Source organism: Halalkalibacter suaedae (assembly GCF_017939705.1).
Classification (GTDB): domain Bacteria; phylum Bacillota; class Bacilli; order Bacillales; family Bacillaceae_D; genus Halalkalibacter; species Halalkalibacter suaedae.
On sequence record NZ_JAGKSQ010000007.1, the window covers coordinates 112,824 to 139,096 of the forward strand.

A 26,273-nucleotide genomic window follows, 5' to 3' on the forward strand; every position below is an offset into this window, starting at 1 on the left:
ATATACTAGATGTGGAAAATAGATACATAAAGTGAGGGATAGAGACATGATTTGGGAAAATAAGATTGCGACAACATTACAATGGTCTAGTGAAATTTCAAATCTTGAAGCAAAGCAAAAAGTAGCAAGGAAAATGGCTGAAAGAGTTAAAGATGGTGATGTCATTGGCATAGGCTCAGGTTCAACGTCTTTTTTGGCACTTCAGGAAATTAGTAAAAAGGTAAAACAAGAACAGTTAAATGTCCTGGCGATTCCAACGTCACATGAAGTTTCGCTAACATGCTCTATTTTAGGAATGCCTACCTCAACATTATTAAATGCTCGTCCTGATTGGGCGTTTGATGGGGCAGATGAAGTTGATCCACAAAAAAGCCTAATCAAAGGTAGAGGTGGAGCGATGTTTGCAGAAAAGATCGTCATGAAGAGCTGTGAAGAAAATTATATCCTAGTAGATCCATCAAAGTTTGTAACTTACTTAGGGGAGAAATTCGCAGTACCAATCGAGGTTGATCCACGAGCTGTGAATCTAGTTGAGACGGAATTAGCTAGATTACATGCAACCGACATCAGCTTGAGAATGGCAGTATCTAAGGACGGCCCTGTTATCACTGAAACCGGAAATCTTATTTTAGACGTAAGGTTCAAAGAGATTCCTACGAGCTTTGAAAAGGAAATCAAAGCAATCCCAGGAGTGATTGAGACAGGTTTATTTATTGGCTATCCAATTGAAGTATTATCAACATAATGTCTTATTTAAAGTCTTCCTCAAGTCAATTGAGGAAGACTTTTTTTATTGTCTTAAAAGCAGAACTAGTTTTCTTATCAAGAGTTCAGGGAAGAGATAGTTTATGAGGTAACGTTTGTAATTTTGAATGGGAGGAACATATGAGTGCTGAAATAGTTGGATTTAGTATTATCTTAATCGGTATATTATTATTACTTGGGAAATGGATAAGGGTGAAATTCTCTATTTTTCAGAAATATTTCTTACCTAGTTCGATCATTGCTGGTTTTATTGCTCTACTATTAGGTCCTGAAGTGCTAGGTAAGATATTCATTCTTTTTCAGGGCGAGGAGACATTCCTATCAGATGGCCTCTTCCCTGAGAATGTCCTTGATTCTTGGTCAACCTTTCCTAGTCTTTTAATTACAGTAATCTTTGCAAGTCTATTCTTAGGAAAAAGGATACCAAGCTTAAAAGAAATTTGGTTCACTGCTGGTCCCCAAGTTTCCTTTGGGCAAACGATTGCTTGGGGTCAATATGTTTTTGGATTACTTCTAACTTTATTAGTCTTAACACCGTTTTTCGGTTTGAACCCAATGGCTGGTGCCTTAATTGAGATCGGTTTTGAAGGTGGACACGGAACAAGTGCTGGTTTGGAGGAGACCTTTGTAGAGCTTGGATTTGCAGATGGTGCTGACCTTGCGATTGGTTTAGCAACCGTCGGAGTCGTTTCCGGTGTTGTTATAGGTATTATCTTAATAAATTGGGGAGTTCGAAAAAATAAAACGAATATATTAACTGATCCCAATGATCTACCTGAAAATAAACTAAGAGGCATCATTGAACAAGGCGAGCGTCCATCTGCTGGGAAGATAACGACTAGTCCTGAATCAATTGAACCTCTTGCTCTACATATTGCTGTCTTAGGTGTCGCTATATTAATTGGTAAAGGATTATTAGAGGGATTAATCTTTCTTGAAAGTATCACCTGGGGAGCGTGGACAGATACAGAGATTATGACCTATCTTCCACTGTTTCCATTAGCTATGGTTGGTGGCGTGTTATTACAATTATTTATTAATAAATTTGATACCTTTAGGCTTGTCGATCGACAAATAATCTTACGTGTACAAGGATTTGCACTAGATTTTCTTATCGTCAGTGCAATTGCTACATTGTCTTTAACAGTAATCGGCAACCATTTGGTACCTTTCCTTCTGTTAGCTCTAACGGGGATTGTTTGGAATGTTGCTGCTTTCATTCTTTTAGCACCTCGTATGATACCGAATAATTGGTTTGAAAGAGGTATCGGTGATTTCGGTCAGTCAATGGGGATGACCGCAGCCGGCTTAATGCTAATAAGAATAGCTGATTCAAAGGGAGAGACTAAGTCACTTGAAGCCTTTGGGTATAAACAATTAATGTTCGAACCAATGGTAGGTGGGGGTCTCTTTACTGCAGCATCGGTGCCATTAATTTATCAGTTTGGACCAATACCCGTGTTTATTTTTTGTTTGGTTATTATGCTTGGCTGGCTCGGGTTAGGTTTGTTTTATTTTGGTAAAAAATGATAAAAAGAGCTTGGAGAAGAGTGATTTAACTAATAGAAAATCCGAACATGATAATGGCTGAAGTAAACCGCTACTGAAATATACTTCGCTTTCCGCGGGAAGCGCTGAGCCTCCTCGTCTACGCCTGTGGGGTCTCACCTTTGGCTTTTGCATCCCGCAGGAGTCTACGTATATTTCATCCGCTACGTGATTGCTTGTTCGGTATTTCAGTTAGACACTTTATTTATGTCCAAGTCTGTTTTTTCACTGTCTTAAAAGCATAACTTAAAAGGGATGAATCCAAATTCTTGAGATTCATCCCTTTTTGTTATACTATACCGCCGTTTCTTCTCTTATTGATTTACCATCCACTTTCGGTTCTGGAACGAAAGCAAGGATGATAATACCGATGATAAACAAAATGATTAAACTAAAGACACCACTGCTTGAATTTCCAGTAAGTTGTGCGGTTACTGCTACTAGCAGCGGGCCCATAATAGAAGCAAACTTGCCAAAGATATTATAGAAGCCGAAAAATTCATTAGCGTTCTTTTTAGGAATCAACTTGGCGAAATACGCTCGGCTTAGAGCTTGGATCCCACCTTGTGAAGTTGCAACAAGCATCGCAAGGATCCAAAAATCAAGGGTGGTTTTTAAGAAATAGGCGTAAATACAAACAATTGTATAAATGATAATACCGACATAAAGCATTTTCTTACCGGTAAAGCGCTCAGCTAATTTCCCATATAAAATGGCAAAGGGGGCTGCTACAACTTGTGTAACGAACAAAATAATAAGTAGATCTGTTGAACCAATTCCTACATCACTACCGTAAGCAGTTGACATCTTAATGATGGTTCCAACTCCATCGATATAAAAAAAGTAGGCAATTAAAAATAAAAATAATGCTCGATATTTTCGAATTTCCCTAATCGTGTTACCAAGTCGTTTAAAACTATTAATGACTGGTTTTGGTTCACGCTCAATATAATAAAGCTGTTTCACATGCTTAAGCATAGGAATTGTAAAAACACCCCACCACACTGCTGTAATGATAAAAGCGATTCGGCTAGCTAATGTAACTGAAATAGGAATCAGTTCACTTTGGGCTAGAAGAATGACTGCAATGCTAAGTAAAAAGGGAATTGTACTTCCAATATAGCCTAATCCGTAGCCACGTGCTGATACCTTGTTCATCTTTTCTTCTGGTGCAACATCCACTAAAAAAGCATCATAAAAAACATTAGCACCGGCAAATCCAATCGCGGTAACGGTATAGCAAATGAGTAGCAATAACCAGTTTTCACTAGGAATAAAAGCTAACGATGCGGTGGAGATAACACCAAGACCAAAAAAGAATAGGAAGAATCGTTTTTTAAATCCTTGGTAATCAGCAATTGTACCTAAGATTGGACTGAGCATTGCTAATATAAATGTAGCTAAGGCAATCGTATAACCTAAATAGGCTGTTGAATCAGTTGCACTTATCCCAGAGTCAGTAGCAGCGGCTTTATAAAACAGTGGGAACACAGCGGTGCTAATAATAATGGAATAGGCTGAATTAGCCCAATCATAAAGCACCCAGCTGTTTTCTGCTTTCTTAGGGTTTTGATTTTTCATTAGTAGTAGGCCTCCGACTATAAATTTCCTATATTGTACAGGAAAAAAACTTTATAATTGGAAACTATACATAAAATAAACTATAGTTTTACATTTGTTTACAAAACAACAGGTACTAGGCTAAAAACGATGCGAGACGCTTCGATTTCGCTGCCGGGATGGGGGGGGCACGCTTTCTGCAGGCGGGCGTGGAACTAACCGGATCCGTCGGTGGATTTCCACCTGCCCGTTCCGTCCTGCAGGAGTCGGCCCCATCCCGTCCGCTTTGGTTAGTGGTATACAAAAGAATTTACTTCTTTTCCATTCTTATCCTACTTTTGTATGTGGATGATACATGAGGTTATATAGAGATATTGCGGTTATAGATCTTAAGATTATCTTTTTTCTCCTTTAAGTTAATCTTATGGATTCAGTCTGATCTTCTAATTCCTTCTATATAAAGATAGTTATAAAACTTCTAGATAATAGACAAAACACCTTTAAGAAACTTCTTAAAGGTGTTTTGTCTATTATCTGGAGACCGTAACATAACTAAATTGTCTAACTGAAATATCGCATAAAGCAATCAGCGAAACCGTTGCATTGTCTTAAGGTTGCTATGAGTGGGTTTCTCATAGAAGGCGTGCAACGTGTGGAGCCATTGCTGCTTCCTCGAATCTGCTAAAAGGGACTTTTTCAGTGGCCTCATGCAAAGCCAAAGGTGAGACCCCGTAGTGCCGAGGCACGAGGAGGCTCACCGGCTTCCCGCGGAAAGCGAAGTAGATTTCAGGAGCGGTGACCTTGCACTATCTATTTTTGTTAGAGTTTTGATTCGGTCTAGAAATTGTTATCTTGGCCTTCTTACATTAATCCTGTTTTGAAATTGTTTTGAATGCTTGTCTTTCTTGATCTAGATCACCTTGTAGCATTTTTAAGGCATCTTGATTCTCAATATCTGATGCTTGTTGAACTGAGTGTTCTGCGTGCTCTAGTGAATTTTTAGCATGCTCAATTGTCTCTTCAGTCGGGTGTGACTGTGCTTGACTAATTGCATTGTGGGCATGTTCAATTGATTGCTGTGCTTGCGAAATAGAATTCTGTGTTTGAACACTTGTAATATTGTTTTTCATCTAAAATCACTCCTCTTTAATAATGAAGACATTACTAATTTGCTTAAGTGCCCCTGTTTGTATGCATTAAAGTAAAAGTTCTTTAGTCGATTGTAAAAAATACCCTCATTTATAAATGAATTGTTAATAAAACCTGTCCATCATTCACAATTCGTTTTCAAATTTAAAAGAACCATACGTTATTTTAATGGTAGCTTAACCCAATTAATCTTCTGACAAGGTACTCTTGTAGTAACGAAACAAGGAAGAGGAGAGGAACGAATGATTATTCGGGAGGAACCACTTCAACATCTTGAGATAGCAGAGTACTTAATTAATCAGGTTCAGAAAGGAATTATTAAGGCAGGCCAAAAGATTCCATCGGAAAATGACCTCTGTGAGCAATTTCATGTTAACCGGCATGTTGTTAGACAAGCCATTGCTAGATTAACGAATCTTGGCTGGGTAACCCCACAGCAAGGAAAAGGGTGTTATGTCAATTGTTTACCTAAACCGATTCTTTATGTCTTATCGTCACAAACTCGTTTTACTGAAAATATGGAAACTCAAGGTGTTTCCCATGAAAGCAAATTAATTCATTGGGAGATTGACCTGCCGGATTTAAATGAGCAAGAAAGCTTACAGTTGGATGAAAGAGAGTATGTTTATCGATTAGACATCCTGCGTTATATCAATGAACAACCACTCTCAATAACAACATCTGTTTTTCCTTGTTTAGAACTACCAAGATTAGAGCAGCATTTTGATCATTTTGACTCTCTTTATGGAATCCTACTTGATCATTATCAATTACGTCCAATACGTAGTCATTCGATGTTTCAAGCATGCTTACCAACATTGAAGGATACAGAGCATCTAAAAATACCAGAAAATATCCCCATTATCCGTATTGAAAGTGTAATGAACCATCCGAGCGGATTTCCAATTGAGTATAGCGTCGCCCGTGTAAGAGGGGATATGCAGAAATGTGTAATTGAGTTTTAGTCCATCAATATGCAGTCCTTGATTGCATTGATGATAAATTATTTTTTATAAGACGAGAGGGGCAATTTAAGTGAAGAAGGTATTTTTGTTTTTATTTGCATTAATAACAATGACATTGGCGGCTTGTGGTTCATCAACAGACACAGGAACAGAGACGAATGGGGAAGCAGGAAGTGAAGAGGTAAAAACAAAAACAGCTGCTGAAACAGAGGAAAAAGAAAAATTAACAATGGTTTGGTATCCAAATGAATCAGGTGCTGATCTTAAAGATGCTCGTGATGAAATCGGAAGACTTATTGAAGAAGAAACTGGAATCAAGGTAGAGCACCAAACAACAACAGATTATATTATTGCGATTGAATCAATTGCACAGGGAAATGCTGACTTAGCATTTATGGGAGCTCAAGGATATATTGAAGCAAATAATAAAAGTGATAGTGTTCAACCACTTGTTGTTTCTAGTGGGAAATCAGGTACATTAGAAGATGCTGTTTACTATAGCTGGTTGAACGTAAAAAAAGGCAATGAAGATCAGTACAAAGACGGGGAAGAGTATTCTCTAGATAATATCGTTGATAAGAAATTCTCGTTTGTTTCTAACAGTTCAACATCTGGATTTAAAGTCCCTTCAACAGGAATTGTTTCTTATTTCTCTGAAAAGGACGAATTCAAGGATTTGACAACGGATGATCTATTAGAAGGTGGAGCTTTCTTTAGTGAAGTACTTTACGGTGGTTCTCACCAAGGATCAGCAGTCAATCTTCTTCAAGATCGTGCAGAAGTGGCAGCATTCTGTGATGTTTGTGTGAATAACTACATCGAATTAGTAGAAGGCGAAATGAATCGCCCAGGTGCCGTTTATCAAGTGAAAGATGACGCGGCTGAGCCTTTTAATACAGTTGCAGGTGAGCAATTTGTTTCAATCTCTGTAACTCCAGTACTTAATGCACCATTTGTTGTTAATGAAGAGACAGTTAGTGAAGAATTAATTGAGAAAATTAGAGCATTGTTCCTTTCTGATGCTGTTGCTGAAAATGAGAAAATCTTTATTCCTGAAGGATCTGAGTTTACTGGTTTGTTTAGTAAATCAGAAGAAGGATTAGAGCGTTTTGTTGAAGTAGAAGATGCTTGGTTTGACCCAATTCGCGAACTTTCAAAATAATTCATTATAGTGAAAAAAGGAGTTAACAATGACAACCTTACTGGAGCTAAACAATGTATCTAAGAAATATGGTAGTGATACATTAGCGCTGTCGGATGTTAACTTCTCTGTCAAAGAAGGAGAGTTTGTTTCCGTCATTGGTCCCTCGGGAGCAGGGAAATCAACTCTTCTTCGTTGCATTAATCGGATGATTGATGCAACAAGCGGAGAAGTCATTTTTGATGGTGTCAATGTTCAGAATTTAAATAAAAGAGAGCTTCGCAAAACAAGAACAAAAATAGGGATGATTTTTCAGCATTATAACTTGGTGAACCGCTTAAGTGTGATTGAAAACGTTCTTCACGGAAGACTCGGTTTTAAGTCAATAATCACAGGTGTGTTAGGCATGTATAGTGAAGCAGAAAAGAAGCAAGCAATTGAGCTTTTAACTGTACTCGGACTTGAGGATCATATGTACAAACGTTGTGATCAATTAAGTGGTGGTCAAAAGCAACGAGTGGGTATTGCACGAGCTCTTATCCAAAGTCCGAAAATGATGTTATGTGATGAACCAATTGCCTCACTTGATCCAAACAGCTCTAAAGTAATCATGGATCATCTAAGAAATATTTCAAAATCAATGGGCATTACGGTTGTCGTGAATTTGCATCAGGTTGATGTCGCCCTCTCTTATTCAGATCGAATTATTGGTGTTAGCAAAGGAGAGGTCGTATACAATGGTTCACCACAACAAATTACGTCAGAAGAAATTTATCAAATCTACGGCTCAGAAGCTGGCGAACTGATCATGGATGTAGGTGGGAAAAATGCAGGCTAATTATTTTGTAAAGAAGCGAATTCAGTCGGGGCTTATTTTAGGAGTCCTCCTTTTAGTCACATATGGAGCAATGATCCTGACTGAATTTGACTTTATTAAAAGCGTACAGTCTATTCCAGAAGCTATCAAATGGGGAGTTACTAACTTTTACCCAGATGCTAAGTCGCTTGAAAAGCTCCCGAATATTTGGGAGAAATTATTGGAAACGATCTTGATTTCTATTGCTGCTGCCACCATTGCAGGAGCTCTTGCTTTGCTATTCGCAATACTAGGATCGAATACTACTAGGGTTAATGTATTTTTTGGCACGATGGCAAGAGGAGTTGCTACGTTATTTCGTAATATCGATGTTGCAGCTTGGGCACTAATTTTATTATTTTCCTTTGGGCAAAGTTCATTGACTGGTTTTTTTGCATTGTTTTTTGTTTCCTTTGGTTTTCTTACTCGGGCGTTTATGGAAACGATTGATGAGGTCAGTAATAGTTCGGTAGAAGCTTTGCGAGCAACTGGTGCAAGCTATTTTTCAATTGTTGTTCACTCTGTTATTCCTTCAAGTCTACCACCAATGATTAGCTGGCTCCTATTTATGGTTGAAACCAATATTCGAAGTGCTACTCTAGTTGGAATTCTTACAGGTACTGGTATTGGTTTTTCGTTTGATTTGTACTACAAAAGTTTAAATTACAACGCTGCAAGTTTAGTTGTCTTGACGATCGTTGCGACCATTTTGTCAATTGAACTTATTTCAAATTACGTGAGAAGGGTGATTCTATAGTGGGAAATCCATCAAAAACTGTGACTCCACAACCGGGTGGCCATTTCCTGCCTTTATCACCTAAGCGTATTAAGGTGAAGCCTTTAACAAAGGAAAAACTCGTGATCCGTGGAATTTTACTTTTGCTTGTGCTGTTATCGGTCTATGGTTTTTATAGCTTTGATTATAAAGATATTACGCTTTTGAGTGGGATCACATCAACATTAGCTAATTTTAAGGTAATGTTCACTGAAGCTCACTTCGTTCACTTCACATTTTGGGATGCTGTCTACCAAGTGTTTGTGACATTAGGTTTAGCCGTGCTTACGACTTTATTTGGTGGGATAATTGCCTTGTTTTTTGCGTTACTTGCAGCTCAGAACTTATCAAGTGTGAGGGTATCAAATACGATTAAGGGGATTGTGGCCTTTATCAGAGCTGTTCCAACAGTCTTGTGGGTGCTTATCTTTGCAGTTGCAGCAGGATTGGGTAGTGTTGCAGCTGTTGTCGGTATGACATTTCACTCCGTAGGTTATTTGGTCAAAGCCTATTCTGAATCGTTTGAGGAAATGGATAATGGGGTTATTGAAGCATTAAAAGCAAGTGGTGCGAGCTGGTGGCATATCATTTTTCAAGCAGTGATTCCATCCTCAATTACCTACCTTGTATCATGGACATTTTTACGATTCGAAATCAACTTTGGTGTAGCTGTGGCAATGGGAGCTGCTGCTGGAGCAGGTGGAATTGGTTTTGATATGTTTATGGCAAGTGGCTTCTATTTAGATTTACGTGAGATTGGTACAATTACATATTTCATCTTAGTTGTTGCTGTTCTCTTAGAAGTGTTAGCCATTCAAATCAAGAAAAGGTTAAAGGTAACGAATATATAAAGGAAGCATTCTTTTTGGTGTCTCAGACCTAGACAAACAGGCAGGCGAAAATAATTTAAAACCTGAACAAAGATAGATAGTGTGTAGTGTCGGGACACCGCTCCTTAAATATACTTCGCTTTCCGCGGGAAGCCGGTGAGCCTCCTCGTGCTTCGCCACTGCGGGGTCTCACCCTTGGCTTTGTGTCCCGCAGGAGTCTACGTATATTTCATACGCTACATAAAGTGCTTTATTCGTAATTTTCATTCAGCAACTTCAGCTATGTACCAACCCTTTCAAGTCAATGACATCATTCCAAATCAAGTCTGATAATTAGTCATATCTAGATAGAATGGATTGAGCTGTCTCACATTTGTCCTAGTATTATGGAAGGTAGGTATACTCCTAATTATTCTCTTATTAAGCGGACGGGATGGGTGGGCCGACTCCTGCAGGAAATAAGGGCAAAATGGAAATCCACCGGCGGAGCCGGTTAGTTCCATGCCCTCCTGCGGAAAGCGTGCCCCCCATCCCGGTAGCGGAGTCGAAGCATCTTATCATGGCAACTCTCCTTAATACAACTTGTCGAATGTCTTTGAAAGAGATACTGTTGACAAGCTAAAGCATCCTCTTTGGGTGCTTTTTCTGTCTTTATCAAACCTTTACAAAGCCTTAACCTTTGTAACTTGTCGATAAGATACATTAAGGATAACGAGAAGGGAGCTGAGGGTGATGAAAAAGAAAAGATTGACGAAGATCCTTGTTGAGGGTAGACCTGAATTTCTGCAAAAGCTTGCTAATCAAATAGAGGATAAGCATTCTCCTAAGATAGAAAGAGAGCCTGAAACAGGTCTTGTGATGGTAAAGGCTCGTGACTCTGTATCGATGCAGCCCTTTTATATGGGGGAACTCCTTGTTACCGAATGTACGGTTTCAATCAGTGGGGTTTTAGGTTTTGGCATGATAAAAGGAGAGGAGCTTGAGCGAGCCTATCAACTTGCGGTCGTTGATGCAGGCTTTAATGCCAACATTCCAGAGGTGGCATATTGGCTTGATGAACTTGAGCTTGAAGAAGGCTTGATTGTCCAGCGTCATAAGAAAGAGGAAGCGATGGTGGCTCAATCTAGAGTACATTTTGATACGATGGAGGATTACTATGATAAAAGCTGATCAAACCTTTGATAAAGTACATGATTCACAAAGGACTTTTCGAGTACTTCTTGATTGTATGGCACGTCCAGGGAAAATTGGAGCACTACAGATTGAAGTAGAAGCAGAGTTTATTTCGAGTGGACTCCTCCAAATTGCGTTAACTCTTTTAGACCGTGAAGTCTCATTTTCGATTATGGCGAAAGAAAAAGAAAAAATAAGACGCTATCTAAAATGGAACACATTCAGTGAAGAGAGTGAAGCTTGCGATGCCGATTATCTCTTTATTGATACATCATTGACCTCTGTGCAAATTGCCGAGGTGATGAGGAATGCAAAGAGGGGAACCTTAGCTGATCCCCATCAAAGTGCAACGTTTGTTGTCTATATTGAGGAATTATTTGCAGAAGATATAGGTTTGCGTTTAAGTGGACCTGGCATTAAAAATCAGCGTCAGGTAGCTCTATCTAAACATATAGAAAGATGGTTAGGTGAGCGGGAGATGGTCAATGAGGAGTATCCACTTGGTGTTGATATGATTTTTGTTAATTCCGTTGGCGAGCTTCTTGCTCTCCCTCGAACGACAAAAGTAGAGAGGGTGGATGAACAGTGGGTTATGTAGCTGTAACAGGTGGCCAGACAGCGATAGAGCATGCTGAGAAGCTTGTGAAGGCCTATCGTCTTAAAGGCTCAGAACAATCGTTGGATGTAGATGATATTAGGCAGCAAATGCGATTACTTATTGATAAGGTGATGGGAGAAGGTGGACTGTATTCTCCTGATTATGCAGCCATTGCTCTGAAGCAATCAGAGGGAGATCCTGCTGAGGCAGCATTTCTACTAAGAGCCTATCGGTCAACATTGCCGAGAAACCATTATTCCTTAACGGTTGAGCCTAGTGAAATGAGAGTGATACGACGTATTTCATCCTCTTTCAAAGACATTCCAGGCGGGCAGGTTCTTGGGCCAACATATGATTACACGCATCGTCTATTAAACTTTGATATGCGTAATCAGAAAGAGTCATTTACAGATTTTCTAAAAGAGTTAGATCTTGAAGGAATGGACGAGACTGGTCCACAAACCTTTCAGAAGGTAACAGACTTGTTGAGAGAGCAGAATTTACTTGGAAACACACAAGCCTCAGAGACAGAGCCATTTGATATCACAAGGGAGAAGCTAACGTTTCCAACAACTAGATCAGCCAGGCTCCAAATGCTCACTAGGGGTGAAACCGGGACTATGACTGCTCTAGCCTATAGCAGCATGCGAGGGTATGGTGTTGTTCATCCAACAATCGGAGAATTACGAGTTGGCTATACCGAAGTTTATCTTCCTTACCCATTTAGTGATCAAGCTGACGATGATTCTATCTATATTGGTGAAATGCTGTTGACTGAGGTCGAAACGATTAACTCCTTTACACAGAATAAGCAAGGAGAGGTTGAGTTTGAGCTTGGTTATGGTCTGACATTTGGCCAAAACGAAGCTAAGGCGATTGCTATGGCCATCTTAGAAAGAAGTTTAGAGACGGAAGGTAGCACACCAACACAGGACGAGGAGTTCGTGCTACTACACATCGATAGTGTTGAAGCAAATGGATTTGTCTCACACCTGAAGCTTCCTCATTATATTACCTTTCAGTCAATGCTTGATCGAATCCGTCAAACGAAGCAATCTGATAAAAAGCCGAGTCCGAGCACAGCAGCGAATCCAGTTCGTTTTAGTCATTCATAATCTAATAGAAAGGAATGAGTTCACTTGCCGCAATCAAATTATAATTATGCCTTTTTAGATGAAGGTTCAAAAAAGGAAATACGTCGTAGTGCCTTAAAGGCTGTTGCGATTCCAGGTTATCAGGTTCCGTTTGCTTCAAGGGAGCTCCCGATTGGCAGAGGCTGGGGCACAGGCGGATTACAATTGACGCTATCTCTTATTGGGAAACAGGATACGTTAAAGGTCATCGATCAAGGTCATGATGATAGTGTTAATGCCGTCAGTATTAAGAAATTAGTTGAGAGTTGTTCAGAGGTTGAGACAACAACTAACTCAGAAGAAGCAACGATTATTCAAACTAGGCATCGTATTCCAGAAATTCCTCTACGTGAGGATCAGATTCTAGTACTACAAGTACCGATGCCAGAACCTCTTAGAAGAGTAGAGGCGAAAGAAAAGGAAACAAAACGTCTGCATGCGGAGATGGATTATAGTACGATGTGGCTCAGGCTTTATGAGGATATCGTTCGATGGGGGAAAATTACGATTGGTGCTGATTATCCAAGTATGGCCAATCATCGTTATATCTTTAATCCAAGTCCAATTCCTCGCTACGACCTATTGAAGCTTCATCAGTCAGATGGTTTATATCTATTTGGGGCAGGAAGAGAAAAGAAAATTTATGCCATTCCTCCACACACTGATGTTATTCCTTTGCAATTTGAGGATTATCCTTTTGAAGTGGAGAGCTTCTCAGGACTTTCATGCCATCTATGCGGTAGTCAAGAATCTTATTTGGATGAAGTGTACGAATCAGGAACGAAGAAGCATCAGTGTTCTGATACGGGCTATTGCCAAGCGAGGCAAAAGGAAAGGAGTACTGACGATGAACAAACCGTTGCTGCAAGTAACTAATGTGAACAAACGCTATGGAGCTGGTTGTTCACATTGTGAAGATTCTAAATCTATCAGCGTTGAGGATAATCGTTGTACTGTTTGTGGAAGTATTTGGGCATGTCTTGATGTTTCTCTTGACCTTCATAAGGGAGAGATACTTGGAATTGTTGGTGAAAGTGGGTCTGGAAAAAGCTCACTAGTGAAAAGTCTCTATTTTGATGATGAGATTACGAGCGGTATCGCGACAATTTCTACTTATAAACAAGGGGAAGAAAATATCTTTACTGAATCAGCTCAACAGAAGCGCTACATTCGGAATCACTTAATGGGCATGGTCTACCAGAATCCTTGGCTTGGCTTAAAGATGTCCTTTTCAAGTGGAGGGAATATTGCTGAGAAGCTAATTGCCTCAGGGACTTACCATGTTGGAGCGATTCGCGAGCGTGCAACAGAACTTTTAGATCATATGGAAATTCCACTACCACGGATGGATGAACTTCCACGAACCTTTAGTGGTGGGATGCAGCAAAGGGTTCAGATCTCAAAGGCACTTGCAAACAACCCTCCGATTCTGCTCTTAGATGAGGTGACGACAGGGCTTGATTTATCAGTCCAGGCAAAGGTCCTTGATCTAATTCGAAAAATACAACGAGAATTACATATTGCGATGATTGTTGTTTCACATGATCTTGGCGTAATCCGAATGCTTGCTGATCGAACGCTTGTAATGAGGCATGGACGAGTGGTGGAGCAAGGCTTAACAGATCAGATTCTAGAAGATCCACAGCATCCATACACACAGCAGTTAGTTCATTCGCTCTTGCACGTCTAAAAAATAATAGAGGTGATCAAATGAGTCAGCTTACTTATATTTATAATGCGAATATCGTTACCCCGTCAAAGGTGATTGAGAATGGATCGATTGTGATAGATGGTGAGACGATTATCGCGATTGAGGAGCATTCAAATCATGAAATAGAAGGAATTAATGCAAATGGGAGCTGGGTCTTGCCAGGTCTAGTCGACTCTCATAGTGATGCAATTGAAATGGAGATGGAACCAAGGCCGAGCAGTGCATTTCCAATTGAAGTTTCTTTTTACGAATTGGAGAAAAAGTTAGTCGGTGAAGGGATTACAACAATCTATCATTCAATGAGTCTCTATGAAGAGAATGCACAAAAATGGATAAGACGGAATGATACAGTACTAAATGCGATCAAAGATATTAAAAGACTAGCACAAGGACAGCATCTTATTCGTCATAAAACCCACTTACGTTATGAGATCACCAATGTAAGTGCAGTGAAAGCTGTTCAAGAATTAATTGAACAGAAACTAATTGATCAGCTTTCCTTCATGGATCATACGCCAGGCCAGGGCCAATTCAGGGATATGGAGGTTCATAAGAAGCTCTTAATTGAACATCGACGTTATACAGAGGAGCAGGCAAACGAATTGATTAATGAGAGCAAGCAGCTAGCGAAGATCGAGCCCGCTGTTCTCCAGCAACTAGCAGCTCTTGCGACTCAATACGGAATTGCCCTCGCTTCCCATGATGATGACACGGTAGAGAAGTTAGTATTAGTGAAAAGCTGGAATGCCTCGATTAGTGAATTTCCAATTGAACTCGAGGTAGCAAGAAAGGCGAAAGAGTTAGGACTCTATGTAGTGATGGGTGCTCCAAATGTCTTACTCGGGAAATCTCACAGCAATAATCTATCTGCAATGGAGGCAATTGAAGCTGGACTTGTTGATATTTTATGCTCGGACTACTACCCTTCTTCATTGCTGCATACAGTCTTTAAGCTGTATCACCTTGGAATGCCAATCAATCAAGCTGTAAATATGGTTTCATTGAACCCGGCAAGAGCACTGAATATAGATTATGAGGTTGGCTCGATTGAAGTTGGCAAGAAGGCAGATTTGCTAGTAATCAGTGAAATGGATCAGCGTCCAGTGTTGGAAAAGGTCCTCCTAAATGGACAAATTGTTTGTGAAATGAAATACCACACTCCTCTATTGGTTAACCAGTAGAAAGGAGCTACGCTATGAGCCGAAAGATGTTAAGTGAAGAGCCGACGATTCATCCAACTAGTACGGTCAAGGAAAGCGAGCTAGGCAAATGGACAGAATTAGGACCGAATACACATATAGAAGAATCATCATTTGGCGATTATAGCTATACAGCAGGTGATGCCCAAATTATCTATGCGACGATCGGGAAATTCTGCTCAATTGCCTCGCATGTCAGAATTAATCCAGGCAACCATCCGATGTGGCGAGTGACCCAACACCATTTAACCTATCGCAGGGAGCAATATGGTTTTGCGGAATGTAATGATCATGAGTTCTTTCAATGGAGAAAAGAAAACTCGGTTACAATTGGCCATGATGTCTGGATTGGTCATGGAGCAATAATCATGCCTGGAGTTGAAATTGGCACAGGTGCAGTGATTGGAGCTGGGGCCGTTGTGACGAAGGACATTCCCCCATATACGATTGCCGTCGGTGTGCCGGCAAAACCGATCAAAGAAAGATTTCCGGTGGATATTGCCAATGAATTAATAAACATCAAATGGTGGAACTGGGATCGTGAAAAAATAGAGCAGTACTTTGAGCAATTAAATGATGTTGAAAGCTTTCTCAAAAAAGTGAAGGAGGCTAGCCAATGAAAGAGCTAATCATGGTCGACAATTTGGAAAAAACGTTTACCCTGCACCATAGTCAAGGAAAACAGATTACTGGCTGTAAGGACATTAGCTTCTCGATTAATCATGGTGAGTTTATGGGGATTACAGGAAAAAGTGGTGCTGGCAAATCAACCATTTTGAAAAGCTTGTATCGTACATACAAACCTACCTCAGGGAGGATGGTGTACAATTCCACTCAGTTCGGGCCGATTGATCTCGTATCTGCTTCAGACAGAGAGATCCTGAGTATCCGGAAAAATGAAATTGGCTACGTTTCGCAGTTTTTGAATGTAATGCCACGAGTAACCGCTATTGATGTTGTGTTAGAAGCAATTATTGAAATGGGAAGCGATGGAGTAAAGGCTCGGGAGCAAGCGAAAGACATGCTTGCCCATTTTAAACTTCCTGAGACATTATGGGATTCCTTTCCTAGGACATTTAGTGGTGGAGAAAAGCTACGTCTAAATTTGGCTCAGGCTATGGTAAAAAGACCGAAGCTTCTCCTACTCGATGAGCCAACTGCATCTCTTGATCAAAAATCAAAGGAAGCAGTTAAGGATATGATGATTGAATTGAAGCAAGGAGGTACTAGTATGATTGGTATCTTTCATGATTTAGAGTTTATGGAGACCGTTGTCGATGTGGAATATCATCTAGCAGATGGTCAATTTAAAAAGGTTGAAAAAGTATGATCAATATCATGGAGCTAGAAAAGAGTGATTTATCTTTGTATCTAGTTTTGTTAAAGGAGCTAGATGAGGAAAATAATCTTACCCTCCATGATAGCGAGGAGTTACTAAAAAAGACGAGGCAGTACCCTTTTTATAAAGTGTATAAAATGGTTCTTGATGAGATAATGGTCGGGACATTTTCGCTCCTAATCTGCGATAGCTTTAGTCATGGTGGGAAACGCTTTGCAATTGTTGAGAATGTCGTTGTTCATCCTAATTTCCATCGTCGTGGAATCGGGAAGGAAATGATGAGAAAAGCGATAGAGATTGCAGGCTTGAATAATTGCTATAAGCTGATGCTATCAAGTAATGAAAAGCGTAAAGAGGCACATGCGTTTTACGAGGCACTTGGCTTTCAAAAGCATGGAGTAAGCTACCAAACGGAGGTGATCCAAAATGATTGATCTTCATTGTCATACAGCTATTTCAGATAATTCTTTTACAATTGAGCAAGTCATTCAAATGGCAAAGCAAAACGGCATCAAACACTTAGCAATTACCGACCATGATACGACGGTTGGACTCGAGCGAGCAATACAGATTGGAAAAGAATTAGCTGTGAACATTATCCCGGGTATTGAAATCTCAGCATATGACTACAAAAGAGGTCGTCGTGCTCATATTCTTGGCTTAAATATTATTCCAGGACATGAAGCAATTACGAAGCTTTGTCAGCCACTTATTGAAAGAAGACATCAAGCATCCTTTCAAATGGTTCAGAAGTTACGTGAGAACGGCTATACCCTAACTTGGGAAGAGGTTGAACACCTAGCGAGCGGGGGAACTGGTGTCTATAAGCAACATATCATGCATGTCCTTTTGAACAAAGGCTATACGGATCGAATATATGGTGAACTGTATAAAAAATTATTCGCTAAAGGAACGAACATAGAAAATCAAGGCCTAGCTTATGTCTCCATTGATTACATCGATGTTTACGATGCCATTCGTGTGATTAAAGAAGCCGGGGGTGTTGCAGTGCTCGCTCACCCAGGTCAATTCAATAATTTTGAAGCAGTAAGCGAGTGGACAAAGGAAGGTCTAGAAGGGATCGAGGTTAAGCATCCCCTCCACACAAAGATTGATGAAGAGAAGGCTCTAGCGTTGGCAGAACAGTATAACCTAGTTAAAACAGGGGGCTCTGATTTTCACGGCTTCTATAGCGACACCGGTTCTGACGTCGGATCTGTAACGATAGCTGAAGCTTGGTTAGAGGAATTAATGGTACGACAAGAAAAAACGCAAAGAATATAAGCAAAAAAAGAGACTGGGACATAACTAAAGTGTCTAACTGAAATACCGAATAAAGCAGTCATGTAGCGGATGAAATATACGTAGACTCCTGCGGGATCAAAAGAGGCCAATGAAAAAGGTATGATTTTCACCTTTTTATATTGGCCTTTAAGCAATGAGCGGAACCGTTGCATTCTTTTAAGCTTGCTATGAGTGGGTTTTTCATAGCAAGCGTGCAACGTGTGGAGCCATTGCTGCTTCCTAGAATCTGCTCAAAGGGGCTTTTTCAGTGGCCTCATACAAAGCACGAGGAGGCTCACCGGCTTCCCGCGGAAAGCGAAGTATATTTCAGGAGCGGTGTCCCCACACTATCTATCTTTGTTCGGGTTTTGAGTCGGTTCAGATACTTTTTCGCCGACCTCTTTCATAGTTTCATCGCTTTTCAAGTTGCTGTAACTGACTAACTAACGATTTAAACAAATGCTCATCTCGTTGATCTAATGCCTCATTTATTCTTTCCTTCAACAAGGCAATGTCAATGATGGTATCAGCATCCTCTGAATCCCTCTTGAATTGTTTGTAGCGTTTGAATGAATCCCTACGTGGTGTTTCAACGAGCTGTTGATAGCGATGGTTTAACTGTTTTCCGTAGAAATGTAGAATGAGATACACCTTATCTGCCGGATTAGCCATTAGATCTCCCATCGCTTTTGAGATATCTTCTGTCTTCTGGTTATGATAGTAATACACAAATCCAACCTCATCGGAATTGACACTAGAAATCACGATGGTTCGTTCCTTTACTTGAATCGTCTCAGTTAAAGAAAGGTTCTCTAGAATATGGTGCTTTTTTAATATGTGTTCTAGAAGCATTCGTGCATCTTTATGTTTGAGTTGATGTTGATCAAGAAACCATCTTAAAAACTGACCCTTTTCTACGTTCGATACCCAGTTCATAGAACCCCACCCTATATGATTCTTTTTATCTATCATAACATGCTAGCAACAGGGAGGGGGAATAAGACGATAACAAACTTCTCTCTTTTTGAATATTGTAAAAGGAGAAAAGAGAGGAGCGTCAACTATGATCATACGAGTAGCGACAGAGGAAGATCTTACTTATATAAATAGCTTTGCAACCATTGTCCAAAATGAAGCAACAGGAGGCTATTTAAAAGGGATAGACGGTTCTAAATTAAATGGGCCTGGGATAAAGGAATATTGGGTATTAGAAGAAACAAATCAGGTGTGTGGTTGGATCCTCGTTGGTGAATCGAGGGCCCCTTTTACAGGTGAAGCTACGGCCATGATCTTTGAACTATACGTTCTGCCTCAGTTTAGAGGAAATGGATACGCCACGTTTTTAATGAATGCAGCAATAAATCATTTTAAAATAAGAGGCTACACTAAAGCCCATTTAAATGTATTTGCACAAAATCCTGCAAAGCGTATTTACGATAAATTAGGATTTTATGATGTTGCAACTGTAATGGAAAAAATTTTATAAAAAAACGAAAAGGAGTGCTTGCAATCAAAGGACTCCTCCCTCATCATAAAATGTAATGATAGCGCTACCAAAAAAGGTTGGAGGGGAAACATAATGACTTTAATGATTGGGATTGTTGGGACAGGTGGGTTCAGTAAGCTACACGCAGACCTCTTGGATAATATGAATGATGTAATGATCAAGGCTATTTGTGGTACAAGTGCAGAAAAGGCTGGTAAATTAGCATTGAATTACAAGAACGCCAAGGGATATGACGATTTTGGCCAAATGATTGACAACGAAAAGTTAGATGCTGTTTATATTTGTGTACCGCCATTTGCCCACGGTGAGATTGAAAAGAAGGCAGTGGAAGCTGGAATCCCCTTTTTTGTTGAAAAACCTCTAGGCGTTCAACTTCAAGAACCGTTAGACATTCTCGCAAAGGTAAAAGAACGAGACCTCATTACATCAGTCGGCTATCACTTTCGCTATCAGCCAACGATTCAATACATAAAAGAGCAATTACAGTCGAAGAAAATAGGGATGATTAGTGGAAAATGGATGGGGAGTATGCCAAAGGTTGGATGGTGGCGGAAACAAGCAGGCTCTGGTGGTCAATTTATTGAGCAAACGACACATATTGTTGATTTGCTTCGCTATGTTGCTGGCGAAGTAGATGAGGTGTATGCAGCCTTTGCCAATCGGGTTGTTCATGAGCAATATGATGGTGTGTCTGTTCATGATGTTGGAGCTGTAACGCTCAAGTTTAAAAACGGCTGTATTGCTTCTCTAATCAACACCTGTGTCCTACCTGGAACGAACTTTGAAGCAGGATTTTCCATTTATACAGATCAAGGCGTGTACGATTGGGATTTGAACCGTCTTGAGGAGCGGATAAATGGTAAGGTGAAAGAGCAACAGCATTTCTTAAACCCTTATCAACTCGAGAGTGAAGCCTTTATTCATGCGGTTAGGACGGGAGACAGGTCAAAAATCCGCTCAAGCTATGAGGATGCCTTTAAGACCTTTCAGGTGACGTATAAGGCGTTACAATCTGCGGAGGAAGGCAGACCGATAGAGATAGAATAGGAAGAGTTAGGTAGGTGTCTGACTAGGCTATGAATGAAGTTAATAATGAAAGCTTGTCGACATTCGACAAGCTTTTTGAGTATGGTCATGATAAGGTGCTTCGAATCCGCTACCGGGATGGGGGCACACTTTTTGCAGGTGGAAGAGCCTCATACGGTTTGTAGAATTCTTTATGGACATATGATCCCTTAAATCTCAATAATTCCGCTTCCTTAACATGTTTACGGACATCTGATCCGTTATTTCATATAAATCGTAAAGAAATGCCAGTCATAATGGTGAATAACGGATCAGATGTCCGTTACTACACAATTTTTCGTTTTTTTCATTGTTTAGCGGAACCAATGTCCGTAAGCAAGTTTTATAAATTTGAGAAAAAATAAGGTCTCCACACGCTGCACGCCTGCTATGAGAAAGCTACTCATAGCAGAACTCAAGTGGTCTCAAACAAAAGACATTGGTGAGACACCGTAGTGCAAAGCACAAGAAGGCTCTCCGGCTTCCCGCGGAAAGCGAAGTATATTTCAGTAGCGGTTTACCTCCGTCAACTATCGATTTTTTGTCCTGGCCTCTTGGTCGTTAAAATAAATTGGCGGATAAGTCTTAAAAGGAGTCTTTTCATCTGCTGTAAGAAGACGAAGAACAGCCCTCTTATGATCCATTGATAATAAGCTAATATGGTTATTTGTATGAAGGAGATCGCCTTCTGTAGTTAGCAAATAATCTACATGCTCATTTACTAGCTGGTCATCGACGATGGTTTTCTTTTCAAATGAACGTTCATTTGAGGCAATTAATTTAAATAATGTTGAGACGATTCCACGAAAGCTTTTATTATGGATAGGACTACTAGTGAATTGATACAGCTGATGCTCGGTCTGTTCACTTGAGATCGTTGAATGCAATGAATAGGAACAATGGGCATCTCCTGATAGGATAAAGCAGTGACTGGTGTTAAGGTTTTTCACAAATTGAAGGAATTCATAAAAGCCTGCCTCGTTATAGCTCCATGATTCCAGATCGAACTTTTCGTGAACGGGTAAGCCTAATTGACGCAGTGGATAAATGGACTCATTTAAGAATGAACCAATCGATGGTACCCCGTATAAAGGAGCAGGTGAAACAATAATGAACGGTTTTCCTTCCTTCCATCCACTTTCCTTCACTTTCTCGGAAACAACCTTCCAAGCAGATTGCTTTAATAATTTTGCCCCCTTTTTTAGAGTCTTTTGATCGGTTGACCGCTGTGTTCTTGTGTCTAGAAAGAGAGCAGCTGGGTTGGTTGGGGTCGTGAAGTGCCATTGGTTAAATTCAAGCAGCTGTTTCTGCCAATCTCTATATTTTCGTCCTTTTATTTTAAAGGAGCTAAAATAAAGGCGCATTTTGTGGATGAACTCCTGATTAAAACAATCAGGGTCATTCCCCCAGCCTTGGAATAGCCAGTAAGCGGCTAATCCATTTGACACAACATGCGTCCCGAGCGGGGATTGTGCTACTTGCTCCTTCCACTTTTGCGTGAGATTCCAATCATCGGTTGTATCATGATCATCGAAAATCATATACGTAGGAATATTGGCTAAGACCCTTCGTACTTGCGGCAATGCTTCAATAAAATCTTCAATATCAGTCTCTGAGTCAATAGCATCAATCCACAGATCAGGATTCCAATTTAACAAATACATCGCTGCAAATTCGCGGAAACGAATTAAGTGATTCGTTGCAGCGGTGGATGTGAATGAGCAAAGGTCGTGTATAAGGTCTTTTCTGCTACCAATTTGATCGAGTGAGGAAGCATAAGGTTCATCAAGTAATTGCGGTTCAATTTTAGCTAAAGATTCGCGTAACTGATTCCCAAAAATAGTTGAGACTAAGCTCTGTATCGTTGTCATAACAGAATCAGCGATATCATCAGCATAAATTTGATCACCAATAAAAAACAAATCACTTGGACGTTCAGTTAGATTCATACTTGTTTCATTAAGTAATGCATCGACATTGGCGAGTGAATCCTTTCCTTTCCCATGTGGTTTACGACAGGAGCCAAATAAAATGTTTGATTTGTTGCCTTCACTAGGAATAGAGAAAGTAGGATAGGCTAAACCATCATAGGTAATGGATCGCTGACTGTCTGATGATAATAAATTAAAGCTATCTAAATTAAGAACAGTGTCTTCATCCTCAAAGTACAAATTGTAGCCAAGCAGTTGATCTGTTGGAAGTGTGCCTGTTTCAGTTGTAAGTTTAACTAAGCTTACAAACAATCTGTCATCAACAGCAATGGTTTCATAGCTTGAATTAGTATTTAACTCCTTATTTTCATCAGTTCCCATTTCGTAAAGCTGGCCATGTATCGGGATTTCATTACTTAGTGCAATCCAAATATAAATATGTGATTGTTCAGCCCGGCGAAGAATCGGTCCTGATAAAATTGTAGGAATACTCATAATGCCTCACCACCCGTAATTTTTAGAAGGTACAATAGTCTATTCATTTATTGGGCACATTGTGTGTAAACGAGTTTCGAAGGGAGGCGGATGTTGAAATGAACCCAATTAACGAGTCCTTTTATCAGAAACCAACACTAGAATTGGCTAAGTCTTTTCTCGGAATGTTGCTAGTTCATGAAGCTGAGGATGGAATCACTGCAGGCTGGATTGTTGAAACAGAGGCGTATATAGGACCTGAAGACCGGGCTGCTCATAGCTTTAATAACCGGCGGACAAAGAGAACTGAGGTCATGTTTGGGAAAGCTGGATACGTCTATACGTATGTAATGCATACACATTGTCTCGTCAATATCGTTAGTGGTGAGGTCGGTCATCCTGAGGCTGTGTTGATTCGGGCGATAGAACCATATATCGGCCTAGAGAAAATGTACGAGCGAAGAGGGTTTGATAAGAAAGAGCAACAGTTGACTAATGGTCCTGGGAAACTAACGAAGGCGATGGCGATTACTCAAGAATTATATGGGCATCCTATTTTCCAAAACCCTCTCTACCTCGTTGAAGGAAATGTTCCTAAAACGATCGAATCTGGACCGCGAATTGGGATTGGAAATAGTGGGGAAGCGAGAGAATACCCTTGGCGTTTTTGGATTAGTGAAAATCAGTTCATTTCTAGATAAAAAACAGGATTGTTACTAGGATTATTATTGAGAGAATTGCTAAATTAGTATAAGATGATGCTTGCAAGTATTTAATGAAAGAAAGAGATGAATGGAATGACATTAACATACAAAATGCCGGCAGAATGGACGCCACATAAAAGAACACTAATTTCATGGCCAGTACAAGATTCAATGGTCTTTCCAGAAGATTATGAGACCGTTACGCACGGATATAAAGAATTAATCAAGGCAATTGCTGAATTTGAACCAGTTGCTGTCTTAGTTAATTCAAATGAAATTGAGAAGGTTAAGTCTTTTTTCGCAGAAAAGAACATTGAGTTTCTACCAATTGATCATAATGATGCTTGGTTACGTGATAATGGACCAACCTTTATAACTACTGATACAGGTGAGGTTGCAGGAATCAACTGGAGTTTTAATGCATGGGGCGAAAAGTATTCCCCGTGGGATCTAGATGATGAGGTCGCAGCGAAGGTTCTTGATCACTATAATGTTAAGCGTATCGATGTACCCCTTTTTATGGAGGGTGGCTCGCTACACGTCGACGGCGAAGGAACGTTACTAACAACGGAAGAATGTCTGCTAAACCCAAACCGCAATCCGGAATTAACAAGGGAACAAATTGAGGATTATTTAAAAAAATACTTAGGCGTTAGTCAGGTGATCTGGCTGAAGCGTGGCTTAAGTGGCGATGAGACAGATGGACATGTCGACAATGTCGCTTGTTTTGCTGAACCAGGTAAAGTCATTATTCAAGTGTGTGAAGACCCTGAGGATGACAATTACGAGATTACCCAGGAAAATCTTGAGATTCTCGAAAAGGCAACAGATGCTCGTGGAAGAAAGCTAGAAATTATTAAAATTGAACAGCCGCCAGCTGATTATTTTGAAGACAGTCGTTTAACATTAAGTTATTTAAATTTCTACTTTGTCAACGACGGGATCATCCTGCCTGTATTTGGCGGAACTGCTAGTGAAACTGATCAGCGAGCAGAAGTGGTTCTGAAAAAGGCATTTCCAGATAAGCGGATTCGAACAATAGATGGACGAGCCATTATTAAAGAAGGCGGAAATGTCCACTGCACGACACAACAAATGATCTAAAAAGAGGTGAAAGAATGAGAAAAGTCAAAGTAGCAGCAACGCAAATGAGTTGCTCTAACAATATTGATGAAAACATTAAAAATGCAGAAGCAATGGTTCGAGAAGCCGCATCAAAAGGAGCACAGATCATCTTGCTGCAGGAGCTTTTTGAGACATTGTATTTCTGTCAAAAAGAAAAGCCAGAGTATTACGCAATGGCAACAGAACTAGAAAAGAATAAAGCCATTGCTCATTTTAAAGAAATTGCAAAGGAATTGAATGTAGTCCTTCCGATTAGTTACTACGAGAAGAAGAACAATGCTCGTTACAATTCTTTAGCCGTTATTGATGCAGATGGAACGATTCTTGGTAGCTATCGTAAAAGTCATATCCCAGATGGTCCGGGCTATGAGGAAAAGTATTATTTTAATCCAGGTGACACAGGCTTTAAAGTGTGGGATACGAAATACGGAAAAATTGGTGTCGGTATTTGTTGGGATCAATGGTACCCAGAAGCAGCCCGCAGCATGGTATTAATGGGAGCAGAAATTCTATTCTATCCAACTGCGATTGGCTCTGAGCCTCAGGATTCATCAATTGATTCCAAGGATCACTGGCAAATGTGCATGCTAGGACATGCTGCGTGTAATCTTGTGCCAGTGATTGCATCGAACCGAATTGGTATAGAAGAGGATGATGATTCAGCAATAACCTTCTATGGTTCTTCCTTCATTGCTGGTCCACAAGGTAATAAAATTCAGGAAGCGAACCGCACTGATCAAACGATATTAATTGAAGAGTTCGATTTGGATGAGCTAGATGCAATCCGTGCTGAATGGGGAATTTTCCGCGACCGCAGACCTGAGCTTTATAAAATTATTACATCGTATGATGGTGAATTACGATTATAGATTAGGATAGGAAACTGCTGAGAGGGTTTACTCTCAGTGGTTTTTTTGTTTGGATTTGTGGAGGTGGTGGGCTGAGCTGAGTAGCGGATTCGCTTCGGCTGAGGCTCATAATAGTGTTGTTTTGGCTCATAATACAGCTAATTCGGCTCATAAGTTGCTGGCATTGGCTCATAAAATAGCAAATCCCGCTCATAAAGAGCCCCCCTCATGAAAAAAGTAAGTTCTGGCCGCTGCTGAGACCCGCTTCGCCGAGAAAATGTGAGAAGTTGGCTGAGATTTGGGTCAATTAGTACTTTTTAAGAGAGCATATTGAATAAAAAGCCATCCACTAAGTGAAAGATCATAATCTAAATTAACAAAATTCAGATTTTTAATTAATCCAACGGCTAACTGTCAGCTTGTGTATCAGGAAAGATGGTGGTTCGGCTGAGGCTCATAATAGTGTTGTTTTGGCTCATAATACAGCTAATTTGGCTCATAAGTTGCTGGCATTGGCTCATAAAATAACAAATCCCGCTCATAAAGAGCCCCCCCCTCATGAAAAAAGTAAGTTCTGGCCGCTGCTGAGACCC

27 protein-coding genes are annotated in these 26,273 nt (G+C 40.1%); 23 read left to right on the forward strand and 4 right to left on the reverse strand.

Translation table 11 applies throughout. The annotated features are described in order from the left end of the window. The first annotated feature begins 46 nt into the window (after window positions 1-46). Window positions 47-745, forward strand: coding sequence for a ribose 5-phosphate isomerase A (gene rpiA, locus J7W16_RS16310; RefSeq protein WP_210598540.1), 699 nt, complete (start codon window positions 47-49; stop codon window positions 743-745). A gap of 140 nt (window positions 746-885) precedes the next feature. Further along, entirely contained in the window at window positions 886-2,295 is a 1,410-nt protein-coding gene (locus J7W16_RS16315; RefSeq protein WP_210598541.1) for a sodium/glutamate symporter, read from the forward strand. Between the two features lie 312 nt (window positions 2,296-2,607). Here the strand turns inward: J7W16_RS16315 and J7W16_RS16320 are convergent, their stop codons facing one another. Next, window positions 2,608-3,894 (reverse strand): MFS transporter, encoded by a 1,287-nt coding sequence (locus J7W16_RS16320; RefSeq protein ID WP_210598542.1) that lies wholly within the window; start codon window positions 3,892-3,894, stop codon window positions 2,608-2,610. 845 nt (window positions 3,895-4,739) lie between these two features. Further along, window positions 4,740-5,003, reverse strand: a complete 264-nt coding sequence (locus tag J7W16_RS16325) for a hypothetical protein (protein ID WP_210598543.1) — start codon at window positions 5,001-5,003, stop codon at window positions 4,740-4,742. 261 nt (window positions 5,004-5,264) lie between these two features. Here J7W16_RS16325 and J7W16_RS16330 point away from each other — a divergent pair, with 261 nt between their 5' ends. The 15 genes from J7W16_RS16330 (at window position 5,265) to J7W16_RS16400 (ending at window position 18,026) form a co-directional block, all read left to right on the forward strand. Beyond that, window positions 5,265-5,987 carry a GntR family transcriptional regulator gene (locus J7W16_RS16330; RefSeq protein WP_210598544.1) on the forward strand — a complete coding sequence of 241 codons (723 nt, stop codon included), beginning with the start codon at window positions 5,265-5,267 and terminating at the stop codon, window positions 5,985-5,987. 70 nt (window positions 5,988-6,057) lie between these two features. Continuing rightward, window positions 6,058-7,149, forward strand: coding sequence for a PhnD/SsuA/transferrin family substrate-binding protein (locus J7W16_RS16335; RefSeq protein ID WP_346726949.1), 1,092 nt, complete (start codon window positions 6,058-6,060; stop codon window positions 7,147-7,149). A 28-nt stretch (window positions 7,150-7,177) separates the two neighbouring features. Then, a complete protein-coding gene (gene phnC, locus J7W16_RS16340) occupies window positions 7,178-7,966 on the forward strand; it encodes a phosphonate ABC transporter ATP-binding protein (protein ID WP_210598545.1) in 789 nt (262 codons plus the stop codon). Continuing rightward, window positions 7,956-8,741, forward strand: coding sequence for an ABC transporter permease subunit (locus J7W16_RS16345; protein WP_210598546.1), 786 nt, complete (start codon window positions 7,956-7,958; stop codon window positions 8,739-8,741). The genes phnC and J7W16_RS16345 overlap by 11 nt, the downstream gene beginning before the upstream one ends. Before the next feature lie 47 nt (window positions 8,742-8,788). Beyond that, complete coding sequence (locus tag J7W16_RS16350) at window positions 8,789-9,610, forward strand: PhnE/PtxC family ABC transporter permease (protein WP_246880077.1); 822 nt, start codon at window positions 8,789-8,791, stop codon at window positions 9,608-9,610. A 711-nt stretch (window positions 9,611-10,321) separates the two neighbouring features. Further along, a complete protein-coding gene (phnG, locus tag J7W16_RS16355; RefSeq protein WP_210598547.1) occupies window positions 10,322-10,759 on the forward strand; it encodes a phosphonate C-P lyase system protein PhnG in 438 nt (145 codons plus the stop codon). Beyond that, entirely contained in the window at window positions 10,746-11,360 is a 615-nt protein-coding gene (gene phnH / locus J7W16_RS16360; RefSeq protein WP_210598548.1) for a phosphonate C-P lyase system protein PhnH, read from the forward strand. Before phnG ends, phnH begins: the two co-directional genes overlap by 14 nt. Then, window positions 11,348-12,475, forward strand: a complete 1,128-nt coding sequence (locus tag J7W16_RS16365) for a carbon-phosphorus lyase complex subunit PhnI (protein ID WP_210598549.1) — start codon at window positions 11,348-11,350, stop codon at window positions 12,473-12,475. Before phnH ends, J7W16_RS16365 begins: the two co-directional genes overlap by 13 nt. Before the next feature lie 24 nt (window positions 12,476-12,499). Next, window positions 12,500-13,369: an alpha-D-ribose 1-methylphosphonate 5-phosphate C-P-lyase PhnJ gene (locus J7W16_RS16370; protein WP_210598550.1), complete on the forward strand. Its 870-nt coding sequence runs from the start codon at window positions 12,500-12,502 to the stop codon at window positions 13,367-13,369. Then, window positions 13,341-14,183: an ATP-binding cassette domain-containing protein gene (locus tag J7W16_RS16375; RefSeq protein WP_210598551.1), complete on the forward strand. Its 843-nt coding sequence runs from the start codon at window positions 13,341-13,343 to the stop codon at window positions 14,181-14,183. The genes J7W16_RS16370 and J7W16_RS16375 overlap by 29 nt, the downstream gene beginning before the upstream one ends. Window positions 14,184-14,203: 20 nt before the next feature. Next, window positions 14,204-15,385 (forward strand): phosphonate metabolism protein PhnM, encoded by a 1,182-nt coding sequence (gene phnM / locus J7W16_RS16380; RefSeq protein WP_210598552.1) that lies wholly within the window; start codon window positions 14,204-14,206, stop codon window positions 15,383-15,385. Window positions 15,386-15,399: 14 nt separating this feature from the next. Beyond that, entirely contained in the window at window positions 15,400-16,023 is a 624-nt protein-coding gene (locus tag J7W16_RS16385; RefSeq protein ID WP_210598553.1) for a DapH/DapD/GlmU-related protein, read from the forward strand. Next, window positions 16,020-16,733 carry a phosphonate C-P lyase system protein PhnL gene (gene phnL / locus J7W16_RS16390; RefSeq protein ID WP_210598554.1) on the forward strand — a complete coding sequence of 238 codons (714 nt, stop codon included), beginning with the start codon at window positions 16,020-16,022 and terminating at the stop codon, window positions 16,731-16,733. Before J7W16_RS16385 ends, phnL begins: the two co-directional genes overlap by 4 nt. Continuing rightward, entirely contained in the window at window positions 16,730-17,176 is a 447-nt protein-coding gene (locus J7W16_RS16395; protein WP_210598555.1) for a GNAT family N-acetyltransferase, read from the forward strand. Before phnL ends, J7W16_RS16395 begins: the two co-directional genes overlap by 4 nt. After that, window positions 17,169-18,026, forward strand: coding sequence for a PHP domain-containing protein (locus tag J7W16_RS16400; RefSeq protein WP_210598556.1), 858 nt, complete (start codon window positions 17,169-17,171; stop codon window positions 18,024-18,026). Before J7W16_RS16395 ends, J7W16_RS16400 begins: the two co-directional genes overlap by 8 nt. A gap of 411 nt (window positions 18,027-18,437) precedes the next feature. Here J7W16_RS16400 and J7W16_RS16405 read toward each other — a convergent pair whose 3' ends face one another. Next, window positions 18,438-18,962: a YpiB family protein gene (locus J7W16_RS16405; protein WP_210598557.1), complete on the reverse strand. Its 525-nt coding sequence runs from the start codon at window positions 18,960-18,962 to the stop codon at window positions 18,438-18,440. Between the two features lie 127 nt (window positions 18,963-19,089). Between J7W16_RS16405 and J7W16_RS16410 the strand changes: the two genes are divergently transcribed. The 3 genes from J7W16_RS16410 (at window position 19,090) to J7W16_RS22205 (ending at window position 20,744) form a co-directional block, all read left to right on the forward strand. Continuing rightward, window positions 19,090-19,512, forward strand: a complete 423-nt coding sequence (locus tag J7W16_RS16410; protein WP_210598558.1) for a GNAT family N-acetyltransferase — start codon at window positions 19,090-19,092, stop codon at window positions 19,510-19,512. 93 nt (window positions 19,513-19,605) lie between these two features. After that, a complete protein-coding gene (locus J7W16_RS16415) occupies window positions 19,606-20,580 on the forward strand; it encodes a Gfo/Idh/MocA family protein (protein WP_210598559.1) in 975 nt (324 codons plus the stop codon). Between the two features lie 29 nt (window positions 20,581-20,609). Then, complete coding sequence (locus J7W16_RS22205; protein WP_283246053.1) at window positions 20,610-20,744, forward strand: hypothetical protein; 135 nt, start codon at window positions 20,610-20,612, stop codon at window positions 20,742-20,744. A gap of 384 nt (window positions 20,745-21,128) precedes the next feature. Here the strand turns inward: J7W16_RS22205 and J7W16_RS16420 are convergent, their stop codons facing one another. Beyond that, window positions 21,129-23,024: an alkaline phosphatase D family protein gene (locus tag J7W16_RS16420; protein ID WP_210598560.1), complete on the reverse strand. Its 1,896-nt coding sequence runs from the start codon at window positions 23,022-23,024 to the stop codon at window positions 21,129-21,131. 98 nt (window positions 23,025-23,122) lie between these two features. On the opposite strand from J7W16_RS16420, the gene J7W16_RS16425 reads away from it, so the two are divergent. The 3 genes from J7W16_RS16425 (at window position 23,123) to aguB (ending at window position 25,701) form a co-directional block, all read left to right on the forward strand. Next, the gene (locus J7W16_RS16425) at window positions 23,123-23,704 is read left to right on the forward strand and encodes a DNA-3-methyladenine glycosylase (RefSeq protein WP_210598561.1); all 582 of its coding nucleotides are present in this window, start codon (window positions 23,123-23,125) and stop codon (window positions 23,702-23,704) included. Between the two features lie 87 nt (window positions 23,705-23,791). Continuing rightward, window positions 23,792-24,811: an agmatine deiminase family protein gene (locus J7W16_RS16430; protein ID WP_210598562.1), complete on the forward strand. Its 1,020-nt coding sequence runs from the start codon at window positions 23,792-23,794 to the stop codon at window positions 24,809-24,811. A gap of 14 nt (window positions 24,812-24,825) precedes the next feature. Beyond that, complete coding sequence (gene aguB, locus J7W16_RS16435; protein WP_210598563.1) at window positions 24,826-25,701, forward strand: N-carbamoylputrescine amidase; 876 nt, start codon at window positions 24,826-24,828, stop codon at window positions 25,699-25,701. Window positions 25,702-26,273: the final 572 nt, after the last annotated feature.

Bases quoted from the DNA above. Each gene is read 5' to 3' on its own strand.
- rpiA (WP_210598540.1), top strand. From the start codon at position 47: ATGATTTGGGAAAATAAGATTGCGACAACATTACAATGGTCTAGTGAA.
- J7W16_RS16315 (WP_210598541.1), top strand. From the start codon at position 886: ATGAGTGCTGAAATAGTTGGATTTAGTATTATCTTAATCGGTATATTA.
- J7W16_RS16320 (WP_210598542.1), bottom strand. From the start codon at position 3,894: ATGAAAAATCAAAACCCTAAGAAAGCAGAAAACAGCTGGGTGCTTTAT.
- J7W16_RS16325 (WP_210598543.1), bottom strand. From the start codon at position 5,003: ATGAAAAACAATATTACAAGTGTTCAAACACAGAATTCTATTTCGCAA.
- J7W16_RS16330 (WP_210598544.1), top strand. From the start codon at position 5,265: ATGATTATTCGGGAGGAACCACTTCAACATCTTGAGATAGCAGAGTAC.
- phnC (WP_210598545.1), top strand. From the start codon at position 7,178: ATGACAACCTTACTGGAGCTAAACAATGTATCTAAGAAATATGGTAGT.
- J7W16_RS16345 (WP_210598546.1), top strand. From the start codon at position 7,956: ATGCAGGCTAATTATTTTGTAAAGAAGCGAATTCAGTCGGGGCTTATT.
- phnG (WP_210598547.1), top strand. From the start codon at position 10,322: ATGAAAAAGAAAAGATTGACGAAGATCCTTGTTGAGGGTAGACCTGAA.
- phnH (WP_210598548.1), top strand. From the start codon at position 10,746: ATGATAAAAGCTGATCAAACCTTTGATAAAGTACATGATTCACAAAGG.
- J7W16_RS16375 (WP_210598551.1), top strand. From the start codon at position 13,341: ATGAACAAACCGTTGCTGCAAGTAACTAATGTGAACAAACGCTATGGA.
- phnM (WP_210598552.1), top strand. From the start codon at position 14,204: ATGAGTCAGCTTACTTATATTTATAATGCGAATATCGTTACCCCGTCA.
- J7W16_RS16385 (WP_210598553.1), top strand. From the start codon at position 15,400: ATGAGCCGAAAGATGTTAAGTGAAGAGCCGACGATTCATCCAACTAGT.
- phnL (WP_210598554.1), top strand. From the start codon at position 16,020: ATGAAAGAGCTAATCATGGTCGACAATTTGGAAAAAACGTTTACCCTG.
- J7W16_RS16395 (WP_210598555.1), top strand. From the start codon at position 16,730: ATGATCAATATCATGGAGCTAGAAAAGAGTGATTTATCTTTGTATCTA.
- J7W16_RS16400 (WP_210598556.1), top strand. From the start codon at position 17,169: ATGATTGATCTTCATTGTCATACAGCTATTTCAGATAATTCTTTTACA.
- J7W16_RS16405 (WP_210598557.1), bottom strand. From the start codon at position 18,962: ATGAACTGGGTATCGAACGTAGAAAAGGGTCAGTTTTTAAGATGGTTT.
- J7W16_RS16410 (WP_210598558.1), top strand. From the start codon at position 19,090: ATGATCATACGAGTAGCGACAGAGGAAGATCTTACTTATATAAATAGC.
- J7W16_RS16415 (WP_210598559.1), top strand. From the start codon at position 19,606: ATGACTTTAATGATTGGGATTGTTGGGACAGGTGGGTTCAGTAAGCTA.
- J7W16_RS22205 (WP_283246053.1), top strand. From the start codon at position 20,610: ATGAATGAAGTTAATAATGAAAGCTTGTCGACATTCGACAAGCTTTTT.
- J7W16_RS16420 (WP_210598560.1), bottom strand. From the start codon at position 23,024: ATGAGTATTCCTACAATTTTATCAGGACCGATTCTTCGCCGGGCTGAA.
- J7W16_RS16425 (WP_210598561.1), top strand. From the start codon at position 23,123: ATGAACCCAATTAACGAGTCCTTTTATCAGAAACCAACACTAGAATTG.
- J7W16_RS16430 (WP_210598562.1), top strand. From the start codon at position 23,792: ATGAATGGAATGACATTAACATACAAAATGCCGGCAGAATGGACGCCA.
- aguB (WP_210598563.1), top strand. From the start codon at position 24,826: ATGAGAAAAGTCAAAGTAGCAGCAACGCAAATGAGTTGCTCTAACAAT.